This is a genomic window from Sphaerospermopsis sp. LEGE 00249 (assembly GCF_014299995.1).
Taxonomy (GTDB): domain Bacteria; phylum Cyanobacteriota; class Cyanobacteriia; order Cyanobacteriales; family Nostocaceae; genus Sphaerospermopsis; species Sphaerospermopsis kisseleviana.
Map to the genome: position 1 here is coordinate 40421 of NZ_JACJUZ010000015.1, position 23791 is coordinate 64211.

Sequence of the window (23791 nt, forward strand, 5' to 3'; positions counted from 1 at the left end):
AGTTTACTTATATAGCAGGAGTCAGGAGTCGTAGGGGCGAAGCATTCGGAAAATAGCCTTTTCATAAAATTGATAATTGGTCGCCCGAATGCTTCGCCCGTACAGGAGTCAGGAGGAAAACCCTTTTTTCGAGAAAACTCCATCATCAATTTGTGAACTACCGATATTTCCATTGCTATACATCATCTTGTTGATGATTTTTGAGAGTTTTTACTTGTTGTTCAAGTTGTTCAATGCGGGAAAGTAAAGAACGAATTATATCTGCTTCCACATCGGGTAATTTTCCATGTTCTAAAGGAGAAATGCGTTTTTTCTGTTTTTGGGAAATAATGCGCCCAGGAATACCAACGACGGTAGAATCAGGAGGAACATCACGTAAAACGATAGAACCTGCACCGATCCGCACGCGATCGCTAATTTGAATATTTCCCAAAACCTTCGCACCCGCACCCACAACCACGTTATTACCTAAAGTGGGATGACGTTTACCGCTTTCTTTCCCAGTTCCACCGAGAGTTACACCTTGATAAATGAGTGTATAATCGCCAACTATGGCAGTTTCACCAATTACCACACCCATACCATGATCGATAAATACACCTTTACCAATTTTTGCCCCTGGATGAATTTCAATACCTGTAAAAAATCGTCCCCAATGAGAAATTAAACGGGGAATAAAACCCACTTTACGAATCTGTAACCAATGAGCGAGACGATGTAAACAAAGAGCATGAAAACCAGGATAACAAAAGATCACCTCTAACCAATTTCGTGCGGCTGGATCACGCTCAAAAATGATGCGAAAATCACTCATTAATGGCTCTAAAAAATCGCCAGAGAGTAGATTTTTCCGCGAGTCTGTATTTGCAGTTTGGGTTTTGAGACTGTCTAGAGACTGTTGCATCGGTACTGTCTGGTTAAGAGAGCCATGTTGTGTTTTTCTGCTTATATCAGGTGACTTGAAAGCAGAGAAAATCCCAGCTACCGATTAGATTTATTGAATTTATTAAGATTGTACTCAATAGGTTTAAACCCCTATTTAACAGATATTTAACACAAATTTACATTCTTTCTTGGGGTAGGGGTACTAGCCTTTTATTACAGGGGTACGGGTATTTATGGGATAGGGTTTGAGGTTTTTTGTACTCAATTAAATCTATTTGCCTGTGAGAGTTACAGCGATTTAGGCAAGATATTTTGAGATATATTAAGTTGTACTCAGTTGATGTGAAAAGTTGTGTTAATGACAGGAAATTAAGGTTTTATGTATTTGCTGTTACTATTATTAGTGTAGAGTTTTGGTAGTCAAAAGACCGATTTCTTTATTTTGTTTTAGGATTTTATTTTCTGTAGGGGGGAATACAAAATAGCAATAGGTAGGAAGAAAAATTTAGCGATTATAGAATTTTACCTAGCTTGGGTTTTTATATTGTGTTATAATCAAGACTTACGAATTCGCCTAATTTTTATGTAAATAGTAGTTATTAGCCCTATGACATTAGCAACACCGCAAACCAAACAATATATTGAACAAAGAAATGAATGACATTACCAAAAATGTGAACAATAAATAACAGCAACTATGAAATTTTCAACCCTCACCAATTCATTAGACAATTTTCTTCAACAACCCAATATTGAAGCTTCTCCTGCTTGGGAGTTTATCCAGGGAAAAGCCCAGCAAAAACCCATGCCAACGCTGTTTCATTCTCGCCTCCAACGCAACCTTGTTAACGTTATCAATAGCCAAACTACAGCTTACGAAGCTATTCAAGAATTGCGGTGTATTGTACCTCCCATGTCTTTTGTACCTGATATTGCGGTTGTAAAAAGTGAACGTTTTACAGATGAAGATGGATCCCTACAAGGTTCACCAGACTGGTTAATTGAAATTCGTTCTCCTGATCAAAGTACATTAGATATACAACAAAAAATCCTGCATTGCTTGAGTAACGGGACACAGCTTGCTTGGTTAATTGATATTCAAAGAAAGCAAATTTGGGTATGGGAAAATCAAGAATTACCGCTTATTTATGCCGATCATGATATAATCCCTAGCCTAGATAACATTTTAGAATTAACTGTTGCAAATGTGATAGCAATGACTCAGCAAAGATGATATAATGTTATGTTAGAATAATGAATATGTTTATTAGGAAGTTGTTATGACTCAAGTAAATGCCTCTCAAGTTCAAGAACATTTGACTGATTTCCTAGATAGTCTGACTCAGGGGGAAAAATCAATTGTTATTGAACAAGCAGGAAAAGCAATAGCGACTCTCATTAGTTATGAAGAATGGAAACGCTTAAAACAAATAGAAAGTTATTTAATTTCCCAGGACGATGAAGAATCTTTTAGTCCTGAAGAAGTCATCACAGCATATAATCTTTAGCTAAATCTGCATCAATGCTTTCATTGTCAATATTTGTACTATTATGAACATTAAGTGTGCCAAAATGACGCTCAAATTTTGCCCGTGCTAATTCTTTTTGTGCATCTGTAGGTACTACCAAAACTCGACTAAAATATTGTTCTAGCAATGTTGTTGCTAAACTTTCTGGAGAAATACCAATATTATTAGCTTGTTGCTGAATAGCGATCGCTATTTGATCACTCAGTTCCAGAGTTAGAATTTGGCTCATAATAGGATACTCAAGAATTGGTGTAATTATAACATTGATTGCGTACAGATGAAAGATACCAAGGAAAAATCACCGTAAAAATTAAAAGCTTGATTATTCCGAGTCTACCTGCTTTACAACCTCTAAAGGTAAATCTAGCACTTCTGCAATTTGTTCATCATTTAAACCAAAATACCTTAACTTGTCAATTTTTTCTGACTGAGTTTTATTATTTTTACGATGTTTAAATTTAGGATGAATAAAATTATTTTTATCTGATTTATTTTTAGGATTTTTAGAACCGAATTTTATACAATTAATTACATTACTATTAATACTATTATCACCTAAAGAAATATTTACATTTCCCTGTCGTTCCAGAACAGATTTAAGATTTTTTTTATCCACTGGTTCATCAAAAATATCAGATAACAATTGTAAAAGTTCATAACCTACATCCTTTGCATGACCCGCGCTACAACCACAGTTTTCAGCAATATCAGCATACTTGTGATGATTGAGCGAACCTTCAATAACTGCGCGTTGTATGTCGTTCAGATGCTCACCTGTGTTGAGATAAACAGCGTCATCCACTAATTGTAGTAGTTCGTGAATCTGCATATTTAGAAATGTAACACGACATAGGTAATTTTAGCATACTTTATCCGTATTTATCAGTCTTTTTCCGTCCTTTTTTGTAAATTTTTTTATAATCCGCTTTTTTCCGCTTTTCAGGTTTGGGTAGGTGGTGTAGCGTGGGTAAAAAGTAGAACTTACGCAAGTTTCACATTAAATATTTATTGTAGGGTGCATCAAATATCACAAATCTGTTGATTGAAATTATTTATGCGCTTTTACGTAAAATAGCTATGACTAAATTGGGTAAGTTCTCAAAATAAAGGAGATGTAATCATGACTGACAATGAACGCAAATTTATCACCAGTGAAGCTATATCCAATGACAAACATGATACTCATGAGAAAATTTGGAAAACCACTAAAGACAGTTTTTCTAGTCGAGATTGTATAGGATATTGGCGTTATCCCTTATTCTCTAAAGTAGGAGAAGTCAGAAAAGAACCAGACATTCTGATTGTTGATCGAGAATTGGGATTAATTACTATAGAAATAGAAAATATTAGCATTGATCAAGTTGTAGCTGTTAATGGTGATCAATGGGAATTTACACATGATAGTACAGTGCTTTCCAATCCTGCACAACGTTCTAATCGTTCATTACAAACATTATTAGGATATTGTGATCGAGAAGATACTATTTTTCGCAAAATTACAGGACGTGCTTTAGTTGCTTTACCAAAAATTACCATAGAAGAGTGGCAACAAAAAGGTTTTGATCAATTACCTAATTGTCCTCCTATTATATTTAAAAATAATTTGGGTAAAACAGCTTTTTTTGAAAGAATTTACCAATCACAACCAATGGTTACAGGAGATCACATCAATGATGAACAATGGAAAGTATTGCGTGCTGTTATTAGTGGGACTCCTGTACTTCGTAAACCTTCTATAGCTACTTTTTCTCATACTAAAAATAGATCAGCTATTCTTTCAATTCTTGGTGAGTGGCTTTATGAAACTGACTTACAACAAGAACATACTGGTAAAGAAATTCCTCCAGGAGCGCAAAGAATACGGGGAATTGCAGGTTCAGGTAAGACTGTTTTATTGTGCCAAAAAGCTGCTAATATGTATTTAAAACATCCTGATTGGGATATTGCTTTAGTGTTTTTTACCCGTTCTTTATATGAGCAGATTGAAAGTTTACTAGATCGTTGGTTAAAAAGATTTAGTAATGGCGATGTTTCCTATGATGAAAAAGTTAGGAGAAAACTAAAAGTTCTTCATGCTTGGGGTGGTAGCTATAGAGCAGGTTTATATTCAACTATTTGTGAGAGACACGGCGTTTCACCTTTGAGAGCTATTCAGGGTTTAAGCCCAAGTGAAGGATTAGCTGAATGTACTAAGAGATTGTTAGATGGGAAAGAAATCCAACCTCTTTTTGATGCTATTCTTATTGATGAAGGTCAAGACCTTGTAAGTGAAGATGAAAGAAAATTTGAAGAAAATAATGAATCTAAACAAGCTATTTATTGGATGGCTTATCAAGCTTTACGTCCTGTTGACAATGAATATTCTGAACAACGTTGTTTAATATGGGCTTATGATGAAGCTCAAAGTTTAGATAGTCTAAAAATACCAATGGCTAAAGAATTATTTGGTAAAAGTTTGACAAATTTAGTATCTGGACAACATAAAGGTGGAATTAAAAAAAGTGAAATAATGCACCGTTGTTATAGAACTCCTGGAGAAATTCTAACAACTGCTCACGCAATTGGAATGGGATTATTGCGCTCCGATGGAATGCTACAAGGATTAACAGACAAGAAGAGTTGGGAATCAATTGGTTATCAAGTTAAAGAAGGAGAATTTCGTTCTGGGCAAAAAATTGTTTTACATCGTCCTCCAGAAAATTCGCCGAATCCTATTCCTAAACTATGGGAAAAGCCAGTTCTTGAATTTGAAACCTATGAATCTCGAACTCAGGAATTAGAAGCTTTAGCCGCAAGAATTAAATATAATCTTGAGCAAGATGGATTAAAATCTAGTAGAGATATTTTAATAGTCGTTTTAGGTTCAGTGAGAGATGCAGGTCAGTTAGAAACAGAAGTAGGAAAGTTCTTGATGAAAGAAGGAATTAATATTTACATTGCGGCTGCTAAAACACTGAATCAGTTAAATCCAAATTTTCAAGCTGGAACATTAAATCAAGATAAATTTTGGTGTGAAGGAGGTGTAACAATTTCTCGTATTCATCGAGCAAAAGGAAATGAGGCTAATATGGTTTATGTTGTTGGAATTGATAAAATTGCAGAAAATGAAAATGATCCTAATTTACGAAATCAGCTATTTGTTGCATTAACAAGATCGAGAGGTTGGGCTTGTATGAGTGGAATTGGTGACTATCCTTTTTATAGTGAAATTAACCAAGTGATTAAAAGTGGAGATACTTTTACTTTCACCTATAAGAAACCGCCAAAAGTCAATACAGGAGAAGAAACAGAATAATCGTAGGGTGGGTTAAGCACCTGAGCTAATCAAGTAGTAAAATACAATAGACATCTCCACAATAGAATGTATTAATTTGTCATAAATTGTAGGGGCGAAGCATTTGGGCGATAATTTAACGGAAAAATCAGACATCTAGATATCCCAAATGCTTCGCCCAGCCCCCATAAATAAGTTCCATAATTTCTTTTCTGGAGATGTCTAATAATATTGACGCACAGTAACCCACCATTTACCATCAATGATCCTATGTTATCAGATTTTCTCGATGATTTAAAAAGTGCTGACTTAGTTGGTATTTCCTTAAATCCTCAAACCCTGGGATTACGTCTTGACTTTACCTTCGGTCCTGAAGCTGATGATGTCGCAATTGAACTTTACCACATTATTCACCTGGTTTTTTCCCAACCTCTAAATACAGAAGATGAGGATATTTGTTTTTGGGTAGGAGAAGTCGAACTCAAAAAAATTGAAGATGATCTTCAGAAATATTTATCTAAATACTATCCATTTATCAATCAAAATCAAGTAGATAACACCAATTTAAAATCACTAATTTATTTTCATTTGCAAGGCGATATTTGTTTAGAGGTTGTTTGTAAAAATTATAAAACTTTTCAACAAGTAAGAAATTAAATAATTTTCTAAATCACATTCATTTAAATTGCTGAAATGATACAAATGGACAGGTAGGGGTTTAGCAATGCTAAACCCCTACGATAAATATAATAGACATCTCCACTAAAATAGTGATATAATCGGCTTACATAATTCTCTAAATCATAGATATGTCCCTTAACATAATCAAAGAACATATAGAAATCACTCCCGGTATTTGTGGAGGAAAACCCCGGATAGCTGGACATCGGATTCGAGTTCAAGATATTGTGATTTGGCATGAACAAATGGGAATGTCACCTGATGAAATTCTCTACCACTATCCTAGTATTACTTTATCCGATGTCTATGCAGCGTTAGCATATTATCATGATCATCCAGAAGAAATTAGGCAACAAATATCAGAATCAGAAGCTTTCATCCAAGAAATCCAAGCACAAACTGCTTCGATTTTGCAACAAAAACTGAAACAGCGCAATGACAGAAAAAATTAAGTTCCATTTAGATGAAAGTGTTAGTAATGCCATTGCGTTAGGTTTACTTCGCCGAGGAATCAATGTGACTACAACTTCAGAAGCAGGATTAATTGGTGTGTCAGATAGAGAACAAATTGCTTTTGCTTTATCTGAAAACCGGATCTTGATAACTCATGATGATGATTTTGTCATGCTTCATCGTAGTGGTATAAATCATGCAGGAATTACATATTGTGATCAAAAACGTCGTTCAATTGGTGAAATATTAAATACTTTAATTCTAATTTGGGAAACACTTGAACCAGAAGATATGAAGAATCGACTTGAGTTTTTATGAAAATTAACTCGCTTTTGATTCCAATTCTTCAATTTCCGAGATATCTAATATATTAATAGGTGGATGGTTAGGAAATTCAACAACAAGACGCAACTCACCACCCATCTCAGTAATATACTTTCGCAAAATTGCAAGCATTAAATCAGTACGATTTTCCATTTGAGAAACAGTTACTTCTGACATTTGTTCCTGAGTGAGTTTAAGTGCTAATCTCAATTGTTGTCGTGCCATTTCTTCAGCAATTAGCAACTTAGATTCTTCTTCAATTTTTTGTCGTCTTTCTGGTGATAACTGTTCTAATTTTTCCTTTAAAGTTTTCCCCATTGTTTTATCCTTTCTTTTCTTCTGATTGTTTTTTTAGTTGAGCTAAATGTGCATCAAATCTAGCATCAGCAGTTTTGATCAGTTGCTTATAAAAACGACTTTCACTTCCACCTGATTTATCACCTGCGCTCATGCCTTCCTTTTTTGAATAATCTAGTTACTAGCTTTTACTTCAGGTTCAAGATATAACTCTATAGCTTCATTAATATTTGCTAACGCCTCATCTATATTTTCCCCCTCACTGATACAGCCAGGTAAAGAGGGAACATAAACGGTATATCCACCTTCATCACTTGGTTCTAGAATCACTCTTAGTTTCAGATTTTTAAAATTATTAAGACCATACAAATTACTATTTTAGCAAAACTATTCACCCAAAACTAACACTACGATAAATTTCTTTAATCGGTAATTCTACACCTACAGACTCTAAAAAAATAGATTTCTCTAAATCATTAAAATCACCCAATAACCAACCTTGATCTTGCTTACTATATTTTTCTATAAAAACTTCATCCTGTTCAACTAATAAATATTCACAAAAACTAGGAATTGAACGATACATTCTAAACTTACTTTGACGATCATAGTCTGCTGTAGAAGGAGATAATACTTCCACAATTAAAATAGGATTTAAAACCTCATCTTTGCGATTATCATTTAGTTGTGGTTCACCATCAAAAACCATAACATCAGGATATACTCCCTGGTTATGTTGAGGAATATATAGCCGTAAATCGCTGTTAATAGCTTCAAATTGAGTATCACGCAGCAGATAGGTAGGATATGTCAAAATATTTCGACCTATACGGCTATGACTTAATGATCCTCCTGGCATGGGTACAATTTCTCCATCATGATATTCATTACGTCCTTCCGCTTTTTCTTCAATAGCTCGATATTCATCTAAACTATAACGACGCTCAACGGTGGTAATCATAATTTGTTAACTCAATAATGTTACTAGATATAATTTTCTAACTTTTTTCTAACTTTCTTAATTTTTATTCGCAGCCCAAAGAATAGCAGTATCTTGATATTCTTTAAACATTGGATCAGCCGTAATAATTGTCGTGTCCTCCATTTGTGCCTGAGCTATTAACATTCGATCAAAAGGATCTCGATGATGTAAGGGTAAAATAGCTGTTCTAAGTGCATGAGAAGCTGTAATTTCCAGATATTTTGCACCTAACCGCACCATGCGACTAGAAATATAACCATCCAGTGGTTCTGGTAATGGTAACTTACCGATCGCCACTTTTATCCCCATTTCCCACACACTAGCAACAGAAAGCCATAGTTCGTTGTTTTCATCAGCTATCTGTGCGATCGCCTCTTCATTTAAACGCTCTGGTTGGGCAAACCACCATAACCAACATTGAGTATCCAATAAAAATTTCACTCTTCACTACCCTCAAATGCTGCCAAAATATCATCTGGTAAGGGTGCATTAAAGTCTTCTGGTACTACAAAAAGTCCTTTATCTTGCCCTAAACTGTCACGTCTATTAGATGAGACACTAAAAGGAACTAACTTGGCCACAGGAACACCCCGGTTAGAGATGATAATTTCCTCACCCAGTTCCACACGAGATAACAGACGTGAAAGATTTGTTTTAGCTTGATGGATATTTACAGTTTCCACGGTTTTTTAGCTAAGTTTATAAACTAAGTTTAGTACGATTTTCAGATTACTGCAAACTATTTAAGCCGTAACAGCAATGGCAATTTTCCCCACAGTCCTTTCACCCTCACTATAGCGATGAGCTTCTGTTAATTCTTGTAACGGATATGTGCGATCAATCACTGTCCGTAACTTCCCAGCCTCAATTAATTCCTTCAAATAACCCAAATCCTGACTATTCGGCTTTTCCAAAACAATTTTCGCCTTTTGACCAGGAAGAAACGCTGTGAAAATACTCTGTAAAATTACCTCCGGTATAGGCAAAGTTGATACATAAACCCCATTGGGCGTTAACACCTTTCTGCAATTAGAAAATGAACTTTTAGCAACCGCATCAAAAATAATATCGTACTGCACATTACCTTTTGTAAAGTCTTGTTGCGTATAGTCAATAACTAAATCTGCGTTCAAAGACCTCACCAAATCCAAATTTTTAGCACTGCAAACACCAGTCACCTCAGCACCCAACGCCTTAGCAATTTGCACCGCAAACACCCCTACACCGCCCGAAGCACCATTAATCAATACCTTTTGACCTGATTTCATATTTCCCAAATCTCGCAGGGATTGGAGAGCCGTTAACGCTGCTAATGGGACGGTGGCTGCTTGTTCATAACTCATGTTGGTGGGTTTGGCAACTGCTAAATTTTCCGGGATGGCAGCGAACTCTGCATAAGCACCCCCTGGAAAGCTGGTACTGCCATAAATAGCATCTCCTACTTTAAAGCGCGTCACCTGTGAACCAACTGCCACCACTTCCCCAGCGACATCAAAACCAAGAATCAGGGGAAATTTGTTTCCAGTCAAAATGCTTATCATCCCTTTGCGGGTTTTCCAGTCAATGGGGTTAACACTACTAGCGTGAACCTTCACCAATAGCTGATCAGGTTTGATTTTTGGTTGTTCTACCTCTTCATATTGCAAGACTTCAGGAGAACCATAACGACGTATCACCATAGCTTTCATAAAAATTCCCATCCTTATATATATATTTGTTTGCCATAATTATAGTTTAGTCATTGCCAAAAGTTCAGCAAGACTTATTTATTTTTTACCATTGCCTGTCAACTGTCACCTAACTTGAGATTATTTTTCATTCCCTATTCCCTATTCATCAGCATTCAGCCATCAGCAAAAATCATAAAAAACACAAATATTAGTCTGTAAATTTCCCTGTTAAAAAGCTGTGAAACCTGAGAAATTATGAAAAACTTTCAAAAAGTATAATTTCATCAACCTGTATATTTACATCTGAAAGTTGATTACTGATTACTGATAAATGATTGCTTATTTCTATTCCCTCCCTTAAACAAAATAAGATTACTTGCAAATTATCTGCATTAAGACTATAGTATTATTAAACGATGACAGCCTTTAGCTAAAATCGGGAGCATCCCAAATGTGTAAGTTTATTTTGATCTCACGGAAAAAATGATCTAAGGGACTGATATGATTGAACCGCAAAGGACGCAAAGGACACAAAGGTAAGAGAGTTTAAGAGATTTTTTGGTGTTGCTATGGTTATTTTTTCAAAATTGGGATGCTCTCGCTAAAATCTAACGACTCGCTGAAAGCTGATTACTGATAGCTGAATACTTACCGAAAAATTAAAAAAATATAAACTGCATTTTTATCTGAAAAAAAATGCTATTCTAGATACAGAATATAATAGGCATCTTTCGGACTTAGTAAGACTTTAGGAAAAGAGTTATAAATGTAGCTAAAATCCTGAAATTCCTTATATATTAAGACTTTCAGAAGAAAGAAATCAGGATTTGAGTACATTGTAAATGTAAGCAAAAATTAACTAATATCTTATCCCAACCCTGACAGGTATTGGGTTTTGAATGAGTACAAAGAAATCCTGAACCCCACTTCATAAATGCTCGTACCCCAACTAAAAAATACTAGCACCCATACCCGAAAAAATATTATTTAATTATTGTAATCCTTGCAGAGATGAGGATTTATATTTTTGAGTACAAAGATAATAAATCCAATAAATCCTATCCTAGAGATAGCAAAAAGCCTTATGAAAAGTGCTGCTATAAATCATTTATCGCCAATTACTTAACGCTCCTTAACAAATCAGCAGCGAAAAGTAAGTGGAGGGATGAGATAGCACCATGCCTGAAGTGAAAGGAAGTCGCGGCTGTACCCGTCTACCCAAAACCCAAAGTTAACACACACCAGCCAAACTTCAAGGATTAATTGCCTGATCAATTTTGGATTTTAGATTTTAGATTTTAGATTTGGGATTTTGAATTAAATGTCACCAAAATTTAGAATCTATCATAAATTACCAAAATTGATATTATTGCCAAATTAACCCTTGGGGCAAATAGAGTATAAACGCGACTTCAGTTCATAGGCATTGGAAGGAGCAACGGCATCTCCCACAGTGGCCATCTAGTCCACCGACGTTTGCGAAATTCAATGACACTACCGGCTACAGGACTCCTCACCTCCTCCGAACAGGAACCCAATCTCAAAGCCAAATCTGGTGGTTGCGGTTGCGATAGTAACACAGCGCCAGAAATGGACGAAAAACTCAAAGCACGCATCGCCAACCATCCCTGTTACAGCGAAGAAGCGCATCACCATTATGCACGGATGCACGTTGCTGTTGCTCCTGCTTGCAATATTCAATGTAACTATTGTAACCGCAAGTATGACTGCGCTAACGAAAGCCGTCCGGGAGTAGTTAGCGAACTACTAACACCAGAAGAAGCTGCACATAAAGTATTAGTTGTAGCGAGTAAAATTCCCCAAATGACAGTTCTGGGAATTGCTGGACCTGGTGATCCTTTAGCAAACCCCGAAAAAACATTTCGTACCTTTGAGTTGATTGCAGATAAAGCACCAGATATTAAGCTTTGTTTATCAACCAACGGTTTGATGCTACCAGAATACATCGATCGCATCAAACAATTAAATATAGATCACGTTACCATCACCCTTAACACCATTGACCCAGAAATAGGCGCACAAATTTATTCTTGGGTTCACTATAAACGCAAACGTTATAGAGGTGTAGAAGGTGCGAAAATTCTGCTAGAAAAGCAGATGGAAGGATTGCAAGCTTTAAAAGAAGCTGACATTTTGTGTAAAGTTAATTCTGTGATGATTCCCGGAATTAATGATCAACACTTGGTAGAAGTTAACAAAATGATTCGTGAGAATGGTGCATTCCTGCACAATATCATGCCGCTAATTTCTGCCCCAGAACATGGTACACATTTTGGTTTAACTGGTCAACGTGGACCAACAAACAAAGAACTGAAAGAAGTACAGGATCAATGTTCTGGTAATATGAAAATGATGCGTCACTGTCGCCAGTGTCGTGCCGATGCGGTAGGATTATTAGGAGAAGACCGCAGCCAGGAATTTACTAAAGAGAAATTCTTGGAAATGTCCCCAGAATATGACTTAGAAAAACGTCAAGAAGTACAGGAAGGAATTGAGAAATTTAGAGCAGAAATTAAACTAGCGAAAGAGAAAGTTAAGGCTGAAAAACAAACAGCTACTAAGGAAAAAATTCTCGTTGCAGTTGCCACTAAAGGCGGTGGTTTAGTTAACCAACACTTCGGACACGCGAAGGAATTTCAAGTTTACGAAGTTGATGGAAATGAAGTTCGTTATGCAGGACATCGGCGAATTGATCAATATTGTCAAGGTGGATACGGTGAAGAAGCAACCGCAGACCATATAATGAAAGCAATTGCTGATTGCAAAGCGGTTTTAGTTTCCAAAATTGGCAACTGTCCTAAAGAGAAACTGCACGCAGCCGGCATACAGACTGTTGAAGCTTACGATGTAATCGAAAAAGTTGCTTTAGAGTTTTACGAGCAGTATGTAAAGGCGAAATAGTAATGAATATTTAGGAAGTCAAAAGGAGCCAGTGCGTTGGGCGGCTCTGCCGACTTGAAGCAACTGGCGTTCAAAAGTTTGAAGAATACTGTTCTTTTTACTTCTCACTTTTGCCTTCTCTATTTACCCATTACTACAGCCCAAAACCTCAAAGGAGAATAATCATGGCTTACACAATTACTAGCCAGTGTATTTCCTGTAATCTTTGTGTGTCTGTATGTCCTAATGGTGCAATTCAAGAAGTTGAAGGTAAGCACGTAATTGATTCTGAAAAGTGTACAAACTGCGCCAATACTATTTACACAGTTCCTCAATGTAAAGCAGTTTGTCCTACAGCTAGTGGTTGTGTAGAAGAATCAACAGATTATTGGGAAATGTGGTTTGCTACTTATAACCGCGTGATTGCAAAATTAACCAATAAACAAGATTATTGGGAACGCTGGTATAACACTTATTCCCAAAAGTTAGCGGAACAATTGAAAAAACAACAAGCAGCGATTTAGGTGACAGGTGACAGGTGACAGGTGACAGTAAAGAAGTTTTTAGCAATTACCAATTACCAATTACCTATCACCAATTACCCAAATCCAATAAGTAATAAATCATAACTAAGTAAATAGTGAGTGAAATGTTAAAGAATTGCATCTATCTCGATAATAATGCAACCACAAAAGTAGATCCTCAAGTTGTCGAGGCGATGCTACCTTACTTGACGGACTACTATGCCAACCCTTCTAGTATGCACACTTTTGGCGGTCAATTAGCTAAAGATGTGAAAGTAGCTAGAGAAAATGTTGCAGCTTTATTGGGAGCAGAAGATTCATCGGAAATTGTCTTTACAAGTTGTGGTACTGAAGGTGATAATGCAGCTATTAGAGCAGCGTTATTAGCTCAACCAGATAAACGCCACATCATCACTTCCCAGGTAGAACATCCGGCTGTTTTAAATGTCTGCAAACAGTTAGAAACTCAAGGTTATCAAGTTACTTATTTGTCTGTTAATAATAAGGGACAAATAGATTTGAATGAGTTGGAAGCTTCTCTCACTGGCAACACTGCTTTAGTAACAGTAATGTATGCCAATAATGAAACCGGCACAATTTTTCCAATTGAAGAAATTGGTGCTAGAGTTAAAGAATATGGAGCTATCTTTCACGTTGATGCAGTACAAGCGGTAGGTAAAGTACCCTTGAATATGAAGACCAGTACAATTGATATGTTAACCATATCTGGTCATAAAATTCACGCTCCCAAGGGTATTGGTGCTTTGTATGTAAAACGTGGTGTGAGATTCCGTCCTTTCTTAATCGGTGGACATCAAGAAAGAGGACGTAGAGCAGGTACAGAAAATGTTCCCGGAATTATCGCTTTAGGCAAAGCTGCGGAACTGGAACTGTTACACTTAGAAGAGGCGACAAAGAGAGAAAGAAAATTGCGCGATCGCCTCGAACAAAGTTTACTTGCTAAGATTCCTGATTGTCAAGTAAACGGTGATGTAAATAATAGATTGCCTAACACTTCTAATATCGGTTTCAAGTATATTGAAGGTGAAGCAATTCTGTTACTTTTGAATAAGCATGGTATTTGTGCTTCCTCTGGTTCTGCTTGTACTTCGGGTTCTCTTGAACCATCTCACGTTTTACGAGCAATGTGTTTACCCTACACTACTTTACATGGTTCAATTCGTTTCAGTCTTTGTCGCTACACCACTGAGGAAGAAATTGATCAAGTAATTGCAGTCATGCCAGAAATTGTTGAAAAACTACGTGCATTATCTCCCTTCAAAAATGATGATGCAAGTTGGTTACAACAACATGAGCAAACTTTAGTAAATAGGTAATGGGTAATAGGTAATGGGTAATGGGTAATAGCAAATATATTGTTTCAATTACCAATTACCAATTACCAATTACCAATCACCAATTACCAATCATCAATCCAAAATCTAAAATCCAAAATCCAAAATCCAAAATTAACTATGTGGGACTACACTGATAAGGTATTAGAATTATTTTACGAACCCAAAAACCAAGGCGCAATTGAAGATAATCATGAACCTGGTGTAAAGGTTTCTGTGGGTGATGTAGGAAGTATTGCTTGTGGTGATGCTTTAAGATTACATTTGAAAATTGAAGAAGCAACCGATAAAATTCTTGATGCTCGTTTTCAAACCTTTGGTTGTACCAGTGCGATCGCTTCTTCTAGTGCTTTAACTGAAATGGTTAAAGGTCTAACTTTAGATGCAGCTTTGCAGGTAACAAATAAGGAAATCGCTGCATATTTGGGCGGTTTACCTGAAGCGAAAATGCACTGTTCTGTTATGGGTCAGGAAGCTTTAGAAGCTGCGATTTATAACTATCGTGGTATTCCTTTAGCGGCACATGATGACGATGATGAAGGTGTCCTAATCTGTAGTTGTTTTGGAATAACTGATGCTAAGATCAAGAAAGCAGTAAGACAGAATAACCTCTTCAGTGCAGAACAGGTAACAAATTATGTAAAAGCTGGTGGCGGATGCGGTTCTTGTTTAGCGAAGATTGATGATATAATAAAAGAAGTTAAGCAAGAGTATGAGAAAGAAATCGCCAGTAAAAATAGCGCAACAGCTAACAAAGAAATTTCCACAGTAGGGCAACAAAAACCATTAACTAATGTGCAAAAAATCGCCCTAATTCAAAAAGTATTAGATGAAGAAGTCCGACCTGTTTTAATCGCCGATGGGGGAGATGTTGAACTTTACGATATTGAAGGCGATAAGGTAAAAGTAATTCTGAAAGGTGCTTGTGGTTCATGTCCAAGTAGCACTGCAACTTTGAAGATTGCGATTGAATCGAGATTGCGCGATCGCGTTAACAAAAACATCATTGTTGAAGAAGTTTAGTCACAATTGACAATTGAGAATTGACAATTGACAACTAACAAAACAGTAATTCTTACAACCCAATAAACACTATGAACACAACACAAAATCTATGTTTGGTAGAGCGATCGCCTCCATAAGCTGCGACGTTCTATTACACGCTCACTGCCGTAGATACAAGGCGTGAGAAACCAACAAACAAAAGACCAGTAAACCACTAATACTAGGAACTAGGAACAATGAGCGACGAAAAAATTAGACAGATAGCATTCTACGGCAAGGGCGGTATCGGTAAATCTACCACCTCTCAAAACACCCTCGCAGCTATGGCTGAAATGGGTCAACGCATTCTCATCGTAGGTTGTGACCCTAAAGCTGACTCTACCCGTTTGATGCTTCACTCTAAGGCTCAAACCACAGTATTACACTTGGCTGCTGAAAGAGGTGCTGTAGAAGACCTCGAACTCCATGAAGTAATGTTGACCGGTTTCCGTGGTGTTAAGTGCGTTGAATCTGGTGGTCCAGAACCCGGTGTAGGTTGTGCAGGTCGTGGTATTATCACCGCTATTAACTTCTTGGAAGAAAACGGTGCTTACACAGACTTAGACTTCGTTTCCTACGACGTATTAGGTGACGTTGTATGTGGTGGTTTCGCTATGCCTATCCGTGAAGGTAAAGGGGGGTTGTTTAGGGTTTTTGTTGGTGCAATTGTTTGAGGACTTTTGTTTTTTTGTTCCCTATTTTTGCCCTGGGATTTTTTGGGGAAATGGGGTTTTTGTTTGGGTTTTATGGTTTTGTTTACCCTATTTTTTACCTTGTGTCAAGGGGGATACATGATTTTTGCTAAATTGGTTACTGGTTACTCATTGGTTATTTTACAGTGATATTTGATTGTGAATAAACCATCAGAAATACAGCAAAATAAAACAAAAATAAAACATTTATTACATTTTGTTAAAAATGCCGATTCTCCCAGTTATCCTTTACATACATATATAATTATAGTGTATAATATATTCTTGTAAATTTTTATTATATTTTGACAGTCAAATGGAAGATACACGCAATAAAATTATCAGTTTTGTTGAATATGCTCGCCAGTTGAAGGGTGATGAAAAAGGAGAAGCACAGGTATTTTGCGATCGCCTATTTCAAGCATTCAACCATCAAGGTTATAAAGAAGCAGGAGCAGAATTAGAATATCGCGTAAAAGTTAAAGGCAAATCTACCAAATTTGCTGATTTACTTTGGCGACCTCGGTTACTAATGGAAATGAAAAAACGGGGTGAAAAACTAGAAAGACACTATCAACAAGCCTTTGAATATTGGCTGGAATTAGTTCCCCATCGTCCACAATATGTAATTCTTTGTAACTTTGATGAATTTTGGATTTATGACTTTGATATTCAATTACAAGAACCATTAGATAAAGTCACATTAGAAGATTTACAAAATCGTTATACCGTCTTAAACTTCCTATTTCCTGAAAATCGTAAACCGCTATTCAATAACAACTTAGTTGACGTTACACGCAAAGCAGCAGATAACGTTGCTCAAGTTTTTAATCGCTTAGTGGAAAGAAGAGAAAAAAAAGACATTGCCCAAAAATTTATTCTTCAGTGCGTTGTTGCCTTATTTGCAGAAGATATTGATTTGTTACCTAGAGGATTATTTAGTGAATTTTTAGATGATTGTCGTACTAATAAAATCAGTTCTTATGATTTAATTGGTGGACTTTTTAATCAAATGGGAAGTGACCGTCCTGCACCTCAAGATAGCCGTTATCGAAATGTTCCTTATTTTAATGCTGGTTTATTCTCTAAAGTTGAACCAATTGCATTAACTAGAGGCGAACTCGATTTATTAGCATCAGCAGCGTCAGAAAAATGGTCAAAAGTAGAACCTGCTATTTTTGGGACATTATTTGAATCTAGCATGGGCAAAGAAGAACGTCATGCTTTAGGCGCACATTATACCAGTCCTGCAGACATTCAAAAAGTAGTTTTACCCACAATTGTTAGACCCTGGCAACAAAGAATTGATGCAGCCAATAAGCTAAATGAATTACTAGCACTCAGACAGGAATTAATTAATTTCAAAGTCCTTGATCCAGCCTGTGGTAGTGGTAATTTCCTTTATGTTGCCTATAGAGAAATCAAGAGATTAGAAGCCAGTTTATTAAACAAAATCCATGATAATTTCAGTCTGCGAACTACATCTAGTATAGGCACAATATCTTTAGTAAAAACAAACCAATTTTATGGATTAGATATTAAACCATTTGCTGTAGAACTAGCAAAAGTAACTTTAATGATTGCTAAAAAATTAGCATTAGATGAAGAAAATCAGCTACTTAATGTAGCACAAACCAGTTTATCTTTAGAAATGGATCGCGCCCTTCCTCTGGATAATTTGGATCAAAATATTCGCTGTGATGATGCTTTATTTTGTGATTGGGTAAAAGCAAATGCAATTATTGGCAACCCTCCCTATCAATCAAAAAACAAAATGCAGCAAGAATATGGAGAAGATTATGTTAGTCAACTAAGAGAAAAATATCCAGAAGTACCAGGAAGAGCAGATTATTGTGTTTATTGGTTTCGTCGTACCCATGATGAATTAAGCACAGGTGGACGCGCTGGACTGGTTGGTACAAATACCATCCGTCAAAACTACTCCCGTGAAGGCGGTTTAGATTATATAGTCAATAATGGTGGAACAATTACCGAAGCAGTTTCTACTCAAGTTTGGTCAGGTAGTGCAGTTGTTCATGTTTCCATTGTTAATTGGATCAAAGGTGAAGAATCAGGTCAAAAGAAATTATATACTCAAGTTGGAGATGATGTAGATAGTCCTTGGGAAGTTGTAGAACTTGAGAAAATTAACTCTTCTTTATCTGCAAAACTTGATGTTACTCAAGCAAAAAAACTTTTAGTTAATATCAACTCAGGAGCTTGCTATCAAGGACAAACTCACGGACATAAAGGATTTTTACTCACTGCACAACAAGCGAAAATAATTGCTAAAGATGAATCTTCTCAATCTGTAATTCATCCTTACTTAATAGGTAATAGTCTATTAGGGAATTATAAAAGTCTTACATCTCGCTACTGTATTGATATGAATCATTGTCAAGATTCTGTTTCAGCTATGAAACATAGCCTAGCATTTGAACATATTCAGAAAAATGTTTTTCCAACCATAGAAAAGAATGCTAATGATGAGAGAAAACAAACTGGTAAAGAGAATGGTCCACGTCAATCACACTTTCGTCATTGGTGGAGATTTTGGAGAGGAAGGCCGGAAATGTTGGAGAAAATTTCTCTCATTCCGAGATATGTTGCTTGTGCAAGAGTAACTAAACGTCCAATTTTTGAGTTTGTTAGTTCTTCAATACATCCTAATGATGCTCTGCAAGTATTCCCGTTATCAGATGATTATTCTTTCGGAATTTTACAATCTGATATTCATTGGCAATGGTTTAATGAAAGATGCTCAACTTTAAAAAGAGATTTTCGCTATACTTCTGATACTGTTTTTGATTCTTTTCCTTTTCCTCAAAATCCCAAATTATCACAGGTGAAGAAAGTAGCCGCAGCAGCAGTTAAATTACGAGAGTTAAGACAACAAATTATGACAGAAAATAAATGGAGTTTACGCGAACTTTATCGCACCCTAGAAATACCAGGAAAAAACCGTCTTCGCACAGCACATGAAGAACTTGACAAAGCAGTTCGTGAGGCTTATGGTATGGAAAAAACAAAAGATGTATTAAAGTTTTTGCTGGAATTAAATTTTGAAGTCGCAGATAGAGAAGCAAAAAATTTACCTGTAATAGCTCCTGGTTTACCTCCCTGTGTAACTGATGCTAGTGAGTTTATTACAGATGATTGTGTGAAAATGCCAGATTGAAATTTAATGTTTTACACCCCACATTCTGCACTTCGCTTTGTAATACATGAAAATTACGAAAATTGGGGTTAATGGTGGTTGAATAGCGATCGCCGAAGGGCTATAATTCATACGTTTAAATACTGAATAATATCAACATTTTTTGTAAAATTTATTGAGGTATTAACGTATTACATCTTGAAGTGCGGAAAGTCGGCAAAAATAAGTGGTATACGTAGAGGAAAAAAGACATCTCGAAACATAAATGTTTCTATATGGATAAGTGAAATTACTAAATCTGTTAAATGATATAGTTCTTTATATATCTGATTTACAGCGTTAAATAGCGGATTATATTTAAATGCACTGATGCCGCAGTTTAATCACTGTGTAATCGTTAAGTAATTATGCATAGGATGTGCAAAGGGTTATATCCCTTTTTGAATAAGCTCATCATCTACTTCGATTACAAGTTTCATCAAATCAATTTCTTCTGTCACTTTTGCACTCCGACCAAAAATTTACACTACACATTATAATTGTAAAAGTTTTTAGTAAACATGAGGATCTTTTGCTATGTCACTTTTAAAGCTACTACAGACGCTCATTTCCGGTACTCATAATCCTGAATTGGATGCGGCGCGAATAAATCATGACAGCTTGCCTCAAAGCGAATATTTTCAGGGTGAAAAACTTTCAAAAGACCAATTGGAAAGGGATAAACAGATAACTTCTCAAAGAGGTTATCAATTGGGGCGGAGTTTGATAGCAGCTATCGAAGAACATTACTCTGCTCCAGAACAACAGCGAGTTATTAATAATCTTGTGAAAGCAATAGTATACCTTGGTAATAACGCCAGGATATTTCCTGATATGGACTATAAGGATATTTGGTACACAGATTACTATGATCTAATTGAATTAGCGAAAGATATGGGTTTAGGGGATCGTACTTTACCTCACTGGCCTGAAGAATCAAATTCCTTTAATCGCTATCTAGAACTGACTACTTCTGATTTGGTTCAAATATTTCTGGGTTTTTTAGAAGAAGCTTTGCTTGATGAGTATAAATTTGGGGCAGATTTAGATAGCTGGGTTAGGTACTTATTAAGAGAAACGTTAAAATCGAGACAGCGTTTAGCTCGTGAACAACAAAAGCAGGACGAAGCTTTGCGCTTTTCTCCTACAATCTTCAAAACAACTCAGCAGAATAAAAGCAATAACAGTAAGTAAGACATATAAACGTTAAAAGGTCTTCTGGTATTGTAGTTTGTTGAGAGCGATAGCGAAACGCGACCCAAGAATCCCATTTCCGGTATTGTGGTTTATGGGTGCGATACCTTCGGTAAGCTTCGCTAACGCTTTTTTGGTGTTTGGTTATATCCGTGCTGTGCTAACACATTCAGAATATAGTGATCCGATTTGATTCATGAATTTTTCGTAGAGGCAGGGAACAGGGAACAGGGAACAGGAAAGAAGGCTGTCAGTATTTATGGTGAGCGAAGCCGAACCATGTACGGAGTTCTGTTCAAAAATCAAATATTAGTCCTATATGATGAAGGAAAGTGGAAAGAATAATGCAAACTTTAAACCTTGAAAAAACCATTAATGCTTGGTCATCCATTGCCGAAAACGTCTTTTTTACTCACACAGAAGAGGAATATGAACACTTAGTTGATATACTAGATTCTCTGATAGATCAAGTTGGTGAAGATGAAAATCATCCTCTTGCATCTCTGATGGAAGTCATAGGAGTTTTAATTGAAAACTATGAAAATGAACATATTCCTGAACTGCATATTCCTGAACTGTAGGAAATTATTAATTGACTATCCACCATTTTCAATCATCCAAACCAACATCCCTAAAATTTCATCTACAGGAGGTAAAGGATAATCAGCTAAATCAATAGTTACAATATCACCCTCTAACTTTAAAAATCGCCATTGTGTACCGCTACTAATTGCACCATAAACAATACTAAGAGGATTATGTTTAGCAAGATTAAATCTCTGTGCAGCTACCATCTCTGCAATACACTGTCCAAACCCAGTTCTTAAATCTGCTTTTTTGGCTTCTACAATCACAATTACAGGTGCTTCAATTTCCAACACTTCAGGAGAACGACTTAACAGAAAGTCACATATTCCATTTAATCCCACCGACTCATCAACTGTAAAATCTTCACCAGAAAATAAACTAATTTGCCGATTTAAAATTCTTCTTACTTCTAACAAAACTGGATAAATAATCCCTTCAGAACGTGCTTTTTCACTAGCAGAAGCAGCAAGGGGTAAACTTTCTGCTAAATATGCTGTTAACGTCGTAGAAGGTTCAATTTTGGCAACTTCAGGAATAAAACGCCCACCTTCCTGAGTTTTTAACCCAAAAGCTTCTTTAACCTTACCTATAGATGTAAATTGACTATAAGACATATCTTGTAACATTCCTAGTTTTATAAAATTATTTTTGCGCCTCAGTGTCTGTGAGTGAGGCTAATATCTTATCTTAACTCAATTTTCATCAAACTGTGTCCCATCTGCAATTTCAATCTTTCATTCTCAATTCTTAACCTCTCATTTTCCTGTTCCAACATTATTACCATCTCTTGCAATTCTTCAACTTTCGATTTTTTCTTAATTGCTTCCTCAATTGCAACCTTCCGATTTTCCAAACTAAACCACTTCTGATAAATGGATGTGTGCATATTCACAGAATGACCCAAATTATCAGCCGCCGCTTTAATAGGAATCCCCATTAAATGCGCTCGAATTGCCCAAGCGTGACGTAAATCATAAGGTTGAAAATTCACACCGACAAATCTAAACCATCTATCTGTACCATGTCGTGCTGCATTAATTTCTTTACTCGTTATTTTATCTTGAATTTTCAATTTCAATAATTCAATTGCTTCTAAATCTGTTTTTAAATTAAACTCTTTCACCCAACGAGGATATAATGGTAAAGCTTCCCTTTCTCCGGTTTTACATTCTTCATTAACTCGCCATGTATTCATGGTATTATCAACAGATAACCACCAATCTAAATCCGGTTTGACAAAAATTTCAATCGGTCTTAAACCATAGGTGGCTAACATTCCATAAACCCATCTCCACAATTTCCAATTATTTCTATCTTCCCTAGTTATCAACTTACTAGGACGGTTAATGGCGTAATTTTCAAACTTAAAATATTCTTTTTCTATTTCTGCATCAGTGGGAATATCCCGTTTACGTTTTGCAGTAGGTTTAATTTTTAAATTACTTAACTCTGGGACTTCTAAACCAGAACATTTACACAAAACCCGAATTACTTTAATTAACTCATTTTTCACACTATCGGAAGAAGTACAATTTTGCACAGCTTCGATAAAATTAGCATCTATCGCTAGTTTATCCTTGGGTAAATGCTTGTGAGCAAGATAAAAATAACTGCTAAAAGTATTTTCACTTTTTAAAGTGCGTTTGCGAGTTTGGAAATAACTTTTCTCAAAATCTGCAATTAAATCACCAATGGTTTTTAAATTAGCTTTAATCCGAGTTTTCCCTAAATATTTATCAGTCCATTGAAATTGTTTTCTAGCCATTAACTTTCCTAATTCATAAGCCTCTTCTTCCGCAGTATTCAACCCATCAAAATTAAAAGGAATACCCAAAGAAATATCATATTGTTTTGTACCGCTACCGTTTTTATCAATATCCCCTGGTTTAATAGGTAAAGTGCATCTCAACTGTAAAGAATTGCCAGATTTGCGGATATAAACACCAACATTAGCCGCTTTTAATCTACCATTAATTGCTTTTAATTCTGTAGTTAATTTTGCCGTTAGATGATTTTCTTGTTCATTTACTGCTTGCATTCTACCTAAATATCCCCCATCGGTAATAGCTGTTTGGTGAAAATCGGCAAATGCTTCCTGTGTTCTGTCCATACCCTAGATTTACCCTAATAAAAAAACCGTTCACTCTAGACAATGATTACCGCAAACATAGTCTAAAATGAACATTCTACAGCTATTTTTAT

General features: G+C 36.0%; 25 protein-coding genes and 1 pseudogene. 14 read left to right on the forward strand and 12 right to left on the reverse strand.

What is annotated here, in order from left to right:
• Positions 1-175 precede the first annotated feature (175 nt).
• Positions 176-904: a serine O-acetyltransferase gene (gene cysE / locus H5968_RS07635; protein ID WP_187039451.1), complete on the reverse strand. Its 729-nt coding sequence runs from the start codon at positions 902-904 to the stop codon at positions 176-178.
• Positions 905-1582: 678 nt separating this feature from the next.
• Between cysE and H5968_RS07640 the strand changes: the two genes are divergently transcribed.
• Both H5968_RS07640 and H5968_RS07645 read left to right on the forward strand, forming a co-directional pair.
• Positions 1583-2119 carry a Uma2 family endonuclease gene (locus H5968_RS07640; protein WP_187039452.1) on the forward strand — a complete coding sequence of 179 codons (537 nt, stop codon included), beginning with the start codon at positions 1583-1585 and terminating at the stop codon, positions 2117-2119.
• Between the two features lie 46 nt (positions 2120-2165).
• Positions 2166-2393: a type II toxin-antitoxin system Phd/YefM family antitoxin gene (locus H5968_RS07645; protein ID WP_187039453.1), complete on the forward strand. Its 228-nt coding sequence runs from the start codon at positions 2166-2168 to the stop codon at positions 2391-2393.
• On the opposite strand, the gene H5968_RS07650 is transcribed toward H5968_RS07645, so the two are convergent.
• Together H5968_RS07650 and H5968_RS07655 are read right to left on the reverse strand one after the other, a co-directional pair.
• The gene (locus H5968_RS07650) at positions 2374-2643 is read right to left on the reverse strand and encodes a hypothetical protein (RefSeq protein ID WP_137667202.1); all 270 of its coding nucleotides are present in this window, start codon (positions 2641-2643) and stop codon (positions 2374-2376) included. The genes H5968_RS07645 and H5968_RS07650 overlap by 20 nt on opposite strands.
• Before the next feature lie 93 nt (positions 2644-2736).
• Positions 2737-3243: a hypothetical protein gene (locus H5968_RS07655; RefSeq protein WP_187039454.1), complete on the reverse strand. Its 507-nt coding sequence runs from the start codon at positions 3241-3243 to the stop codon at positions 2737-2739.
• 291 nt (positions 3244-3534) lie between these two features.
• Here H5968_RS07655 and H5968_RS07660 point away from each other — a divergent pair, with 291 nt between their 5' ends.
• From H5968_RS07660 to H5968_RS07675, 4 genes are all read left to right on the forward strand, one after another.
• Positions 3535-5709: a DEAD/DEAH box helicase gene (locus H5968_RS07660; protein ID WP_187039455.1), complete on the forward strand. Its 2175-nt coding sequence runs from the start codon at positions 3535-3537 to the stop codon at positions 5707-5709.
• 210 nt (positions 5710-5919) lie between these two features.
• Positions 5920-6345, forward strand: coding sequence for a hypothetical protein (locus tag H5968_RS07665; RefSeq protein ID WP_187039456.1), 426 nt, complete (start codon positions 5920-5922; stop codon positions 6343-6345).
• A 152-nt stretch (positions 6346-6497) separates the two neighbouring features.
• Positions 6498-6821, forward strand: coding sequence for a DUF433 domain-containing protein (locus H5968_RS07670; RefSeq protein ID WP_187039457.1), 324 nt, complete (start codon positions 6498-6500; stop codon positions 6819-6821).
• Positions 6805-7140 carry a DUF5615 family PIN-like protein gene (locus H5968_RS07675; protein ID WP_187039458.1) on the forward strand — a complete coding sequence of 112 codons (336 nt, stop codon included), beginning with the start codon at positions 6805-6807 and terminating at the stop codon, positions 7138-7140. Before H5968_RS07670 ends, H5968_RS07675 begins: the two co-directional genes overlap by 17 nt.
• 3 nt (positions 7141-7143) lie before the next feature.
• Here H5968_RS07675 and H5968_RS07680 read toward each other — a convergent pair whose 3' ends face one another.
• The 7 genes from H5968_RS07680 to H5968_RS07705 form a co-directional block, all read right to left on the reverse strand.
• Entirely contained in the window at positions 7144-7464 is a 321-nt protein-coding gene (locus H5968_RS07680; protein ID WP_137667205.1) for a transcriptional regulator, read from the reverse strand.
• Between the two features lie 4 nt (positions 7465-7468).
• Entirely contained in the window at positions 7469-7597 is a 129-nt protein-coding gene (locus H5968_RS25555; protein ID WP_370569756.1) for a hypothetical protein, read from the reverse strand.
• A 20-nt stretch (positions 7598-7617) separates the two neighbouring features.
• Positions 7618-7773, reverse strand: coding sequence for a type II toxin-antitoxin system HicB family antitoxin (locus H5968_RS07685; RefSeq protein ID WP_370569757.1), 156 nt, complete (start codon positions 7771-7773; stop codon positions 7618-7620).
• A 61-nt stretch (positions 7774-7834) separates the two neighbouring features.
• Entirely contained in the window at positions 7835-8404 is a 570-nt protein-coding gene (locus H5968_RS07690; protein WP_187039459.1) for a Uma2 family endonuclease, read from the reverse strand.
• 57 nt (positions 8405-8461) lie between these two features.
• Positions 8462-8866, reverse strand: a complete 405-nt coding sequence (locus tag H5968_RS07695) for a type II toxin-antitoxin system VapC family toxin (protein WP_187039460.1) — start codon at positions 8864-8866, stop codon at positions 8462-8464.
• Positions 8863-9108: a type II toxin-antitoxin system Phd/YefM family antitoxin gene (locus H5968_RS07700; RefSeq protein ID WP_096568597.1), complete on the reverse strand. Its 246-nt coding sequence runs from the start codon at positions 9106-9108 to the stop codon at positions 8863-8865. The genes H5968_RS07695 and H5968_RS07700 overlap by 4 nt, the downstream gene beginning before the upstream one ends.
• A 60-nt stretch (positions 9109-9168) precedes the next feature.
• On the reverse strand, positions 9169-10113 hold the full coding sequence (locus tag H5968_RS07705) for an NAD(P)-dependent alcohol dehydrogenase (protein WP_187039461.1): 945 nt from the start codon (positions 10111-10113) through the stop codon (positions 9169-9171).
• A gap of 1470 nt (positions 10114-11583) precedes the next feature.
• Here H5968_RS07705 and nifB point away from each other — a divergent pair.
• The 8 genes and pseudogenes from nifB to H5968_RS07745 all read left to right on the forward strand — a co-directional run bounded on the left by nifB (position 11584) and on the right by H5968_RS07745 (position 21582).
• Complete coding sequence (gene nifB / locus H5968_RS07710) at positions 11584-13017, forward strand: nitrogenase cofactor biosynthesis protein NifB (protein WP_187039462.1); 1434 nt, start codon at positions 11584-11586, stop codon at positions 13015-13017.
• Between the two features lie 164 nt (positions 13018-13181).
• Positions 13182-13520 (forward strand): 4Fe-4S binding protein, encoded by a 339-nt coding sequence (locus tag H5968_RS07715; RefSeq protein ID WP_187039463.1) that lies wholly within the window; start codon positions 13182-13184, stop codon positions 13518-13520.
• A 125-nt stretch (positions 13521-13645) separates the two neighbouring features.
• Positions 13646-14857, forward strand: coding sequence for a cysteine desulfurase NifS (nifS, locus tag H5968_RS07720; protein ID WP_187039464.1), 1212 nt, complete (start codon positions 13646-13648; stop codon positions 14855-14857).
• Between the two features lie 138 nt (positions 14858-14995).
• Positions 14996-15898 carry a Fe-S cluster assembly protein NifU gene (nifU, locus tag H5968_RS07725; RefSeq protein ID WP_096572699.1) on the forward strand — a complete coding sequence of 301 codons (903 nt, stop codon included), beginning with the start codon at positions 14996-14998 and terminating at the stop codon, positions 15896-15898.
• Between the two features lie 218 nt (positions 15899-16116).
• Positions 16117-16554: pseudogene (locus tag H5968_RS07730) on the forward strand (AAA family ATPase); the annotation flags it as partial.
• A gap of 373 nt (positions 16555-16927) precedes the next feature.
• Positions 16928-19789, forward strand: coding sequence for a DNA methyltransferase (locus H5968_RS07735; RefSeq protein WP_187039465.1), 2862 nt, complete (start codon positions 16928-16930; stop codon positions 19787-19789).
• A gap of 555 nt (positions 19790-20344) precedes the next feature.
• The gene (locus tag H5968_RS07740; protein WP_187039466.1) at positions 20345-21001 is read left to right on the forward strand and encodes a hypothetical protein; all 657 of its coding nucleotides are present in this window, start codon (positions 20345-20347) and stop codon (positions 20999-21001) included.
• Between the two features lie 344 nt (positions 21002-21345).
• Positions 21346-21582, forward strand: coding sequence for a hypothetical protein (locus H5968_RS07745; RefSeq protein WP_137668815.1), 237 nt, complete (start codon positions 21346-21348; stop codon positions 21580-21582).
• 15 nt (positions 21583-21597) lie between these two features.
• Here H5968_RS07745 and H5968_RS07750 read toward each other — a convergent pair whose 3' ends face one another.
• Both H5968_RS07750 and H5968_RS07755 read right to left on the reverse strand, forming a co-directional pair.
• Entirely contained in the window at positions 21598-22203 is a 606-nt protein-coding gene (locus H5968_RS07750; RefSeq protein ID WP_137668816.1) for a hypothetical protein, read from the reverse strand.
• 68 nt (positions 22204-22271) lie between these two features.
• Positions 22272-23699 (reverse strand): integrase, encoded by a 1428-nt coding sequence (locus tag H5968_RS07755; protein WP_187039467.1) that lies wholly within the window; start codon positions 23697-23699, stop codon positions 22272-22274.
• Positions 23700-23791: the final 92 nt, after the last annotated feature.

Excerpts from the sequence above, each read along its gene's own strand:
- cysE (WP_187039451.1), bottom strand. The coding sequence starts at position 904 with ATGCAACAGTCTCTAGACAGTCTCAAAACCCAAACTGCAAATACAGAC.
- H5968_RS07640 (WP_187039452.1), top strand. The coding sequence starts at position 1,583 with ATGAAATTTTCAACCCTCACCAATTCATTAGACAATTTTCTTCAACAA.
- H5968_RS07645 (WP_187039453.1), top strand. The coding sequence starts at position 2,166 with ATGACTCAAGTAAATGCCTCTCAAGTTCAAGAACATTTGACTGATTTC.
- H5968_RS07650 (WP_137667202.1), bottom strand. The coding sequence starts at position 2,643 with ATGAGCCAAATTCTAACTCTGGAACTGAGTGATCAAATAGCGATCGCT.
- H5968_RS07655 (WP_187039454.1), bottom strand. The coding sequence starts at position 3,243 with ATGCAGATTCACGAACTACTACAATTAGTGGATGACGCTGTTTATCTC.
- H5968_RS07660 (WP_187039455.1), top strand. The coding sequence starts at position 3,535 with ATGACTGACAATGAACGCAAATTTATCACCAGTGAAGCTATATCCAAT.
- H5968_RS07670 (WP_187039457.1), top strand. The coding sequence starts at position 6,498 with ATGTCCCTTAACATAATCAAAGAACATATAGAAATCACTCCCGGTATT.
- H5968_RS07675 (WP_187039458.1), top strand. The coding sequence starts at position 6,805 with ATGACAGAAAAAATTAAGTTCCATTTAGATGAAAGTGTTAGTAATGCC.
- H5968_RS07680 (WP_137667205.1), bottom strand. The coding sequence starts at position 7,464 with ATGGGGAAAACTTTAAAGGAAAAATTAGAACAGTTATCACCAGAAAGA.
- H5968_RS25555 (WP_370569756.1), bottom strand. The coding sequence starts at position 7,597 with ATGAGCGCAGGTGATAAATCAGGTGGAAGTGAAAGTCGTTTTTATAAG.
- H5968_RS07690 (WP_187039459.1), bottom strand. The coding sequence starts at position 8,404 with ATGATTACCACCGTTGAGCGTCGTTATAGTTTAGATGAATATCGAGCT.
- H5968_RS07705 (WP_187039461.1), bottom strand. The coding sequence starts at position 10,113 with ATGAAAGCTATGGTGATACGTCGTTATGGTTCTCCTGAAGTCTTGCAA.
- nifB (WP_187039462.1), top strand. The coding sequence starts at position 11,584 with ATGACACTACCGGCTACAGGACTCCTCACCTCCTCCGAACAGGAACCC.
- H5968_RS07715 (WP_187039463.1), top strand. The coding sequence starts at position 13,182 with ATGGCTTACACAATTACTAGCCAGTGTATTTCCTGTAATCTTTGTGTG.
- nifS (WP_187039464.1), top strand. The coding sequence starts at position 13,646 with ATGTTAAAGAATTGCATCTATCTCGATAATAATGCAACCACAAAAGTA.
- nifU (WP_096572699.1), top strand. The coding sequence starts at position 14,996 with ATGTGGGACTACACTGATAAGGTATTAGAATTATTTTACGAACCCAAA.
- H5968_RS07735 (WP_187039465.1), top strand. The coding sequence starts at position 16,928 with ATGGAAGATACACGCAATAAAATTATCAGTTTTGTTGAATATGCTCGC.
- H5968_RS07740 (WP_187039466.1), top strand. The coding sequence starts at position 20,345 with ATGTCACTTTTAAAGCTACTACAGACGCTCATTTCCGGTACTCATAAT.
- H5968_RS07745 (WP_137668815.1), top strand. The coding sequence starts at position 21,346 with ATGCAAACTTTAAACCTTGAAAAAACCATTAATGCTTGGTCATCCATT.
- H5968_RS07750 (WP_137668816.1), bottom strand. The coding sequence starts at position 22,203 with ATGTCTTATAGTCAATTTACATCTATAGGTAAGGTTAAAGAAGCTTTT.
- H5968_RS07755 (WP_187039467.1), bottom strand. The coding sequence starts at position 23,699 with ATGGACAGAACACAGGAAGCATTTGCCGATTTTCACCAAACAGCTATT.